The following is a 7,927-nucleotide window of genomic DNA, read 5'->3' as shown; positions in this document are numbered from 1 at the left end:
CCGGCCCGGGTTCGCGTCATCGAATACACCCTCGGTCGAAGCGGCGACGATACGGTCTACCGGCTGATCACGACCATCTGCGACCCCGACCAGGCACCCGCCGGCGACCTGGCGGGCCTCTACCACCAGCGGTGGGAAATCGAGAACACCCTGGACGAGATCAAAACCCACCAAGGTGGCCGTCAGCTGGTCCTGCGATCGCAATATCCCGACGGCGTCGAGCAGGAAATCTACGGCTTCCTTCTCGTGCATCACGCATTGCGGGACGTCATGCACCACACCGCTCAGCAAGCCGGCCTGGACCCCGACCGGCTGTCGTTCACCCGCACCCTTCGCATCGCCCGCCGCCATGTCACCGACCAGGCGGCACTTTCCCCCCTCACGACTCAGCCGAGCCCTGACCCACACCACCCATGAGCTGCTGGAACGACTCCTCCCACCCCGCAGACAACGCTCCAACCCCCGCGTCGTCAAACGCAAGATGAGCAACTGGCACCTCAAACATCCCCACCACCGCAACCCACCCCCACCACCGGTCCCCACCGTCACGCTGGTGCCACCCACCAAACCAACCAGCAGACGCCGGAAACCCGCTTAAATCAGCGGTATTGGGCCTAGAAGGCCAATGTCAGTGCCTCGCGACCCCAGCGCGCGGTCACCCGCAGCGCATCGGCCGTCGAGGCGACGTCATGGACCCGTACGCACCAAGTTCCCTGAGCGGCGGCGAGGACGGTCACCGCCGTCGTCGCGGCCTCCCGGGCGTCCGTTGGGCGATCCCGTCGGGTAACCGGGTCGGCGAGCAACTTGCCCAGGAATGCCTTCCGTGAGGCGCCCACCATGATGGGGCACCCGAGGGAGGCGAACTCCCGGAGCCGTCCGAGCAGGGGCCAATTGTCGTCCACGGCTTTACCGAAGCCGATGCCGGGGTCGACGATCAGCCGTCCCAGCGGTATCCCGGCCGCGAGTGCAGCGTCCGTGCGGTCGCGCAGGTCGCCGATCACCTCACTGACGATGTCCCCCCGGGCAGGCGTGAACAACGGCCCGTTTCCGTGGTTGCGCCAGTGATTGATCACATACGGGACGCTGGAACGGGCGATCAGGGGCAGCATCCGACGGTCCATGAGGCCACCGGACACATCGTTGACAAGTCGCGCGCCGGCGTCGACGGCACGGGCGGCGACATCTGCGCGCATGGTGTCGATGCCCACCGTGACGCCGGAGGCGCTGAGTTCGCGGATGACGGGCAGGACGCGGCGCAACTCCTCTGCGGCAGAGATCCGCACCGCACCCGGACGGGTCGACTCGCCTCCCACGTCCAGCAGGTCGGCTCCCTGCTCCATGAGGCCAATTCCGTGGGCGACGGCTTCTCTCGGGTCGAACCAGCGGCCCCCGTCCGAGAATGAATCCGGTGTTACGTTGACGATGCCCATGACTAGCGTGCGCTCTTGGCGGGGCAGCCCGTCCGGGTACGCGGCCGGAGCACCCGGCCGCGGCCACGCGATCACCGGACTGCCGTTTCGGCGGTCAGGCGGCGACGCCAGTGGGTAAAGGTCCGTGTCGCGTTCGCGGCGAGGACGGCGACGGGCCTGTCCCCGCTCCGGTACACCGCGACGAAGCTTCCTTCGCCGAGCGTTCCCTCCTCCACCTTCACGGAGTCCGAGCGTTCACGGTTACCCGCGAATTGAATACGGACACCGTATTGGTCCGACCAGTAGTAGGGCGGCTTCTGCCTTACGGGTGGGGTGCCGGGATCGAGTAGGGAGGCTGCGGCGACCGAGGACAGGTCGCGTGCCCCTGTCCAGTGTTCGACCCGGTGGTGCGATCCGCTGTCGGGGTCGTACCAGGCGGCGCAGTCGCCCACGGCGACGACCTCGGGGATGTTGGTGAGGCCCCTGGCGTCGCAGTGGATGCCGTTGCTGATCCTCACTCCCGAGTTGCGCAGCCAGTCGACGCACGGATTGGCTCCTATGCCTACAACGACTGTGTCCGCAGGGAGCAGGGTGCCGTCCTGGAGGACCACCTCGTGCACTCGGCCGTGCCCGGTGACCGAGCGAACGCCCACTCCCGTGCGGAGCTTGACCCCGTTGGCGGCGTGGAGCCAGGCGAGAGCCGTGGCCATGGGCTTACCGAAGGCGCGGGCGAGGGGTACGTCGGCGGCTTCGACCACCGTCACATCGAGTCCGAGGGTGCGCGCGGTCGACGCGACCTCGGCACCGATGAAGCCGCCTCCGATGACCACGAGCCGGCCCCCTCGCTCCAGGTCCCGCCGGAGTGCCCATGCGTCGTCCAAGGTGCGCAGGACGTGGACGCCGGTGAGGTGGCCGGTTCGGGGCAGGCGGCGGGCGGTCGCGCCGGTGGCTATGACGATCCCGTCCGCTTGCACGAGACGGCCGTCGCTGACGACGACGGAGCGCTGTCGGAGCTCTAGGTCGGTGGCGGGTGCACCGAGCAGCCATTCGGCCTGGAGATTCTCGTCCTCCATCTCCAAGGAGAGGGCAGGCTCGCCGATGTTCCCGGCGAGGAACTCCTTCGACAGCGGAGGACGGTCATAAGGACGGTACTGCTCGTCACCGATGATGATCAGTCGCCCGTCGTAACCCTGCTTGCGCAACGAACGAGCGGTCGAGAGGCCAGCCAAGGAGGCACCGACGATAGCGATGGTCTTCATGTACGTCCCCCGGTGAGACGAGAGGTGATGTCCGGCGGCAGGTTGGGTTCGGCTTGGGAGGGGAGCACGTAAACCATTCCGTCTTCGATCCCGACCTCATGAGTACGCACGGGCCGCTTGGCGGGCGGGGCGTCCGCGCAGCCAGTGCGCAAGTCGAACTTGGATGCGTGGAGCGGGCACTCGACTTCACATCCGTCCAGCCAGCCGTCGGCGAGCGACGCGTCCTGGTGGGTGCACGTGTCGTCGATGGCGTAGACGTCGCCGTCCTCGGTGTGGAATACAGCGATGGGGGGCTCGGTCTCGAGTCGGCGGGCTTCTCCCTGCGGCAGATCCGCGAGCGGGCAGACGGGAATCCTCATGACACCTCGTTGCGTCTCGGTGCGTATAGTGAAACGGATTGCGAGTTGCGCAACGCCAATGGTGAGTCTGCCCGATGGCACTGTCAAGGCTCGGAAATACCCGAGAAATCCCCCAGTTGTCTGTCCCGCGCGGCTGCCTGGCGCAGCTCTCGCGCCCGTAGTACGAGTTCCAGCTCGAACTGGAGGTCGGGATCGTGCAGCTTGCTCCCGTACAGGCCTTCCAGCTGCCGCAGCCGGTAGCGAACGGTTTGGTGGTGAACCTGCAGGCGCTTCGCCACGACGGCGACGCTGCGGCCCCCTTGCAGCCAGATCAGAAGAGTCTCAGCAAGCTGATTCCGGCGCTGGTCCCCCAATGTCCGCAGCGGATGCAGGTGGTGTCGGGACAGCGCTTCGAGCAGCTTGGTGTCCCGGAAAAGCAAAAGCGTTGCCAGGTGGTCGACGCAGAACAGCAGGTCGGCGGTGGGAATGATGCCGCCCCTGATGAGCAGGAGGCCGTCCGAGGCCCAGCGCAGGGAATGGGAGGCCTCGGTGACAGGCACGGACGGGCCCACGGCGGCGTTCCTCCCCCTCAGAGCGCGCCGCAACAGGTCCTTACGCCCTGGTGCCTCGGGATCCGGAACGATAAAGCAGGTGCCGGCCTTCAAAGGGGCCACCAGGATGTCGGGGGGCAGGGACGGCAGGGTGTTCTCCAGCGGCACGACGTCGTCGGCGACGGCGACGGCGAGCTGCCGGGGCATGCGCCAGTTGCACACGTGCGCCTGGTCGGAGATCGCCTCCGCCGAGGCAGGCGGATCGGAGACCAGCAGGTTCACGAGCCTCTTGCGTCGGAGTGCCAGTTCGTGCTTGTGGCGGGAACTGGCCCGCAGGTGGCCGCGGGTGACGGCGGCCGAGATGTCATCCATGTGAACCAACAGTGCTTCGGCAAGTGCGGCTAGCTGGTGCCGTGGCAGCACACGCTCATCGGTACGTTCCACCACCTGCTGCCAGGCGATCCGTGAGCCGAGACGCATGGCCAGGTGGAACGAGTCGAGGCTGCGCCCCTCGCCGGCTTCCCAAACGCCGATGGTTTCGTACGTCGAAGCGAGGGTGGCACCGCTCGTCTTCGTCGTGGATGCACGGCTGAGAAACATGCGCAGGGCTTGGTCCACCGCGTTGCGCAGCACCCTCGTGTAGGCGCGGTCCGCGGGGCGGGCGTACTCCGGGATGCTGACGCAGATGGCTTCGACGATGTCGTCCGCGACCGATGGAAGGAGCGGCTCAAGCAACGTGGAAAACGCTGGGGGAAGCTGCCTGAAGGGGTCGTGCGCCGGCTGCTGTGTGTGGCTCACGGGGGTTGAAGGGCCTTCCGGATAGGTGGGGACGCAGGCGGTGAGGACCGTCCGCTGCGACGCCGTTCCGAAACCGCCCGCTCAACGAGCCGCTCGCCCCACCCGGCGTTGATTACCTGGGGGGGCCAGGACGCCAGTGGGGCGAGCGGTGAGACGGACGGTACCCAAGCTTTTGATCACTGGCCGCTCCGTGCTCACGTTCTGACAGCTTTACGGCTGTTGACCCCTGTGGGGCTGGTGTCGGTCAGTGGGCTGCCGGTCCACTCCTGGTGACCGGGGCGTCGTTGAACCGATCGGTTCACCCTTGGTCGGAATTTGTCATCACCACACAACTTCTTGAACGAGTGAGTGGTGATCGACCTAGGGTGACGCCGGAGGAGCGGGTCCATGTACGCCGTTCGCCAAGTACCGTCAGACGGAGTGCCATTGTGGTTCGTCAGCCATTCGCATCCCGGCAGCCCCAGGCCATACGCTCGGACCAAGCTCTACTCCGGAGCGTGCGGAATGGTGATATCGGAGCCTATCGCTACATTTACCGACGTCACTACCCGTCGGCAATGACCTATGCTCTGGCCTGTGTGAACGACCACAACGAGGCGCACGAGCTTGTGTGTGGGTCCTTCGCGTCTGTCCTGGCCGTGGTGATGTCACGCGAGTCACTCTGGACCAGGCGGTACTCGGGCTGCCTGCGCCTTCGGCTGCTCGATGAGGTGCGATCCACCGCCGTGGCTTTCGTCACCCGCAAGGCTGTGCCGCCGCCAACGGCCTTCGCCCTGTGGGTACGTGAGGGGGCACTCTGGCCGATGGGCTTCGACGGTCATGTCCCTCAAGTTTTCGGCAGAATGCCGATTCTGTCCCAGACGGTGGCATGGCACGTTCTGGTTGAGCGGGACGAGGTCGTGTACATCAGCGAGGTCACCGGTCTTAGCGCCCACACCATCACCGCACAGGTCGCGTCCGTGCGCTCCGCACTCCACACGGTTTGGGTCGAAGCCCATCTAGGGGCAGTGGACTGTGCTCGGTGCCGAAACGAATTCCGGTCAATCGTCAGGCGTTCTGCACGAGGAGCGAAGCAACCCCCACAGGCTCCTGCGGCATGCATCACGTGTGGGCAACACCGTCCCACCAGCAACGGACTCGACAGGGCTCTACGAGCACAGATACCCCATCACCTGCTGGGTTGGTGGCCCGGCCAGCACTATGTCTCCGCCAGGATGGCCATCTCTGTTCCGAGTGCTGATCCGCCATTCCTCGACCACCTGATACGCCGACGAGTCTGGCGAGATTCTCGCCGTCCGTAGGCGGACCGCCCTCCGCCTCGCGCCGGCGATGAGCTTTGCCATTCCCTGACCAAGATCCTCGGCTGAAGCCATGGCTTCACCGCCGCGTTGGACGTACCCGTACAACATAAGTGCTTCGGCCACAACTATCGACGGAAATATGTGATGAGCATCCTGAGCTGCCTTCGGGGTAACGTGACCGCCTCCGACGACAAACTCATCAGCGAGGTGCGTGCGGGGCGGATCAAGCAGTTCCGTGGCCTGTACCGACGCCATTACGCGGCCGCGTTCGCCTATGCCTCCTCTTGTGTCATCTCTTCGGAGGACGCCGCACTGCTCACTGCCGAGGCTTTCAGCAGGTTGTTCCAGTACATCCGGGGTGCTGCGTCGGCCGACGGTCATCGGAAACTCGGCTGCTTCCGTCGCCGGTTGCTCGAACAGGTCCGCATCACGGCGGTCACCTTCTCCTCGGTCGGGAGGTGCACCCCCGCCCCCGCCTTCGGGTCCTGGGTGCAACAGGGCTCGGCCTGGTCCCTCGAGGATGACGGCCGCTTGAACGAGGCGTTCTCGGTGCTGTCTGAAAGCAGTCAATGCCTTCTGTGGCATGGTGTCGTTGACCGGGAATCCGATGTCGAGCTAGCGAGTGTGACAGGCATACCTGTCCGTTCCATCTCCGAGTCCAGTACAGCCACACGAAAGAGGCTGTGGGACCTCAGAGTGTATCTGTACCAGCAGCGCATCGACCGCCCCGAGTGCCGCAACGCGGTCGTGCAGCTGCGCCCCGACGGATGGGCACCGCCGAGCGTGCACGAGCACATGTCCGAGTGCACCGGATGCCGGCAGATCCTGGAAGCGCTGGCTGAGTCGGAAGCCCATGTCGAGAGCTTTCTTCCGAGGGCCGTCCTGGGGTGGTGGCCCGGGGCCTCATACGTTCAGCACAAGCGGACCGTGGTTGTTCCGCAGGGCGACCCGCCGTACCTCGGCACCTCGAGGAGGCGGAAAGGCGCGCGAGCATGGGCTGGGCATACTCTTCGCACCCCGGGAGGAGCGCATCGGGGGCCTTCGGGCCCTCGGTGGCGTGCTTCCGGGAGGCTGACCGCGTTCTTGCTCGGGGTCGTCTCGGGCGTGGTGGCCGCCAGCCTCGGTTATGCCCTGTGGGCCTTGCCGGTCACGTCCGCCGCTTCGTTCCTTGGCCCCGTCGGCTTGCCGCTGCCCGAGGGCTCCCCACGACTCGCTGACGGAGGACGCTCGACCGGCCTTGTCACACTCCGGTGAGCGTTGATACCAGACCGTCGCTGGGACGCTGGGAGTCGGATCTCCTTGTAGTCGTGCAGCGACCGAGAGCTGCCGTCCGGCCTTACCTACAGGTACCGTCCACGCTTGGCGCCATTAATGAGGGGCGCCCCGCATTGAATCCGCATAGATGCTCGCGGTCCTCTTGAAGTCAGAAGGGCGACTATCCGGAAGGATCGCCCAACTGGCCAAGGAGGCAGACATGACAACCTTCCTCGAGCACGTCAGGCCCGCGGATGTGGAGACCGAAACGACCGGCACGCCCCGCCGTGCCGTCACCGGAAACGGCAGGCTTTCTCACGAGGGCGCACCCCGAGCGGTCCACGCCGGGCGCAGAAGCCCACCGAAGGTCTGGCGACGAGACCCTCACGATCGTCCCTTCTGCGGGTGGGACCCGCTTCAGGTCTTTCGCGCACTGAGGCTCATTGTGCCGGCGACGACGCGCTCGGTGCCCGGTGCACGTCACTGCGTTCGCCGAATCCTGACGGACTGGGGGTGGAGCGAGGAGGTGGATACCGCAGAGCTGCTGTTCTGCGAGCTGCTGTCGAACGCGATCCAGCACGCTTCCGGGGGGCGCCGGGCAGGTGAGCCCGTCGAGGTCCGTATTACCCAGGGGAAGGGATCACTCCTCGTGTCGGTGGGCGATTGCGGGCGCGACACCACTCCACTCTCCGCCTCGTCATCCCCGCCTGCGGAGCTGGCTGAGAGCGGGCGTGGCCTTCTGCTCGTGGAGACCATGGCAGCCCGTTGGGGCAGCCACAGGTCCCGGGCAGGGACGAAGACCTGGTTCACGCTGGACCACGCGGTGACCGACTGACGGTGCACCCCTCCGTGGAAATGCGTGCGGACCGGACTCCCAGTGAACCCCGAGCTAATACGTAGCACTTGACCCATCGGTGACTAAGCCGTGTTGTCCGCGCCATCGAGTGCTGATCACCTGGGCGGTTTGCTGCTGGAGCGGGCGACATGCGCATTGCTTGCGGGAGCCACGCCGGTTCG

At 66.1% G+C, this 7,927-nt stretch carries 7 protein-coding genes; 3 read left to right on the top strand and 4 right to left on the bottom strand.

The window, feature by feature from the left end:
* Positions 1-417: transposase (locus tag ACWGH0_RS31290; protein WP_453407643.1), on the top strand; the 417-nt coding region annotated here is incomplete at its 5' end.
* Between the two features lie 197 nt (positions 418-614).
* Here ACWGH0_RS31290 and folP read toward each other — a convergent pair.
* The 4 genes from folP to ACWGH0_RS31270 form a co-directional block, all read right to left on the bottom strand.
* Positions 615-1,430, bottom strand: coding sequence for a dihydropteroate synthase (folP, locus tag ACWGH0_RS31285; protein WP_453407642.1), 816 nt, complete (start codon positions 1,428-1,430; stop codon positions 615-617).
* Between the two features lie 71 nt (positions 1,431-1,501).
* A complete protein-coding gene (locus ACWGH0_RS31280; RefSeq protein WP_453407641.1) occupies positions 1,502-2,668 on the bottom strand; it encodes an NAD(P)/FAD-dependent oxidoreductase in 1,167 nt (388 codons plus the stop codon).
* Positions 2,665-3,027, bottom strand: a complete 363-nt coding sequence (locus ACWGH0_RS31275; protein WP_453407640.1) for a bifunctional 3-phenylpropionate/cinnamic acid dioxygenase ferredoxin subunit — start codon at positions 3,025-3,027, stop codon at positions 2,665-2,667. Before ACWGH0_RS31275 ends, ACWGH0_RS31280 begins: the two co-directional genes overlap by 4 nt.
* Positions 3,028-3,110: 83 nt before the next feature.
* Positions 3,111-4,355 carry a PucR family transcriptional regulator gene (locus ACWGH0_RS31270; protein ID WP_453407639.1) on the bottom strand — a complete coding sequence of 415 codons (1,245 nt, stop codon included), beginning with the start codon at positions 4,353-4,355 and terminating at the stop codon, positions 3,111-3,113.
* A 1,445-nt stretch (positions 4,356-5,800) separates the two neighbouring features.
* Here ACWGH0_RS31270 and ACWGH0_RS31265 point away from each other — a divergent pair.
* Positions 5,801-6,910, top strand: a complete 1,110-nt coding sequence (locus tag ACWGH0_RS31265) for an RNA polymerase sigma factor (protein WP_453407638.1) — start codon at positions 5,801-5,803, stop codon at positions 6,908-6,910.
* A 220-nt stretch (positions 6,911-7,130) separates the two neighbouring features.
* Positions 7,131-7,745 (top strand): ATP-binding protein, encoded by a 615-nt coding sequence (locus ACWGH0_RS31260; protein WP_453407637.1) that lies wholly within the window; start codon positions 7,131-7,133, stop codon positions 7,743-7,745.
* The last annotated feature ends 182 nt before the right edge of the window (positions 7,746-7,927 follow it).

It is taken from the genome of Streptomyces sp. NPDC054887, from assembly GCF_053610585.1.
The sequence above is the reverse complement of the archived record's forward strand: the minus strand, read 5'-3'. Positions and strand labels throughout refer to the sequence as shown.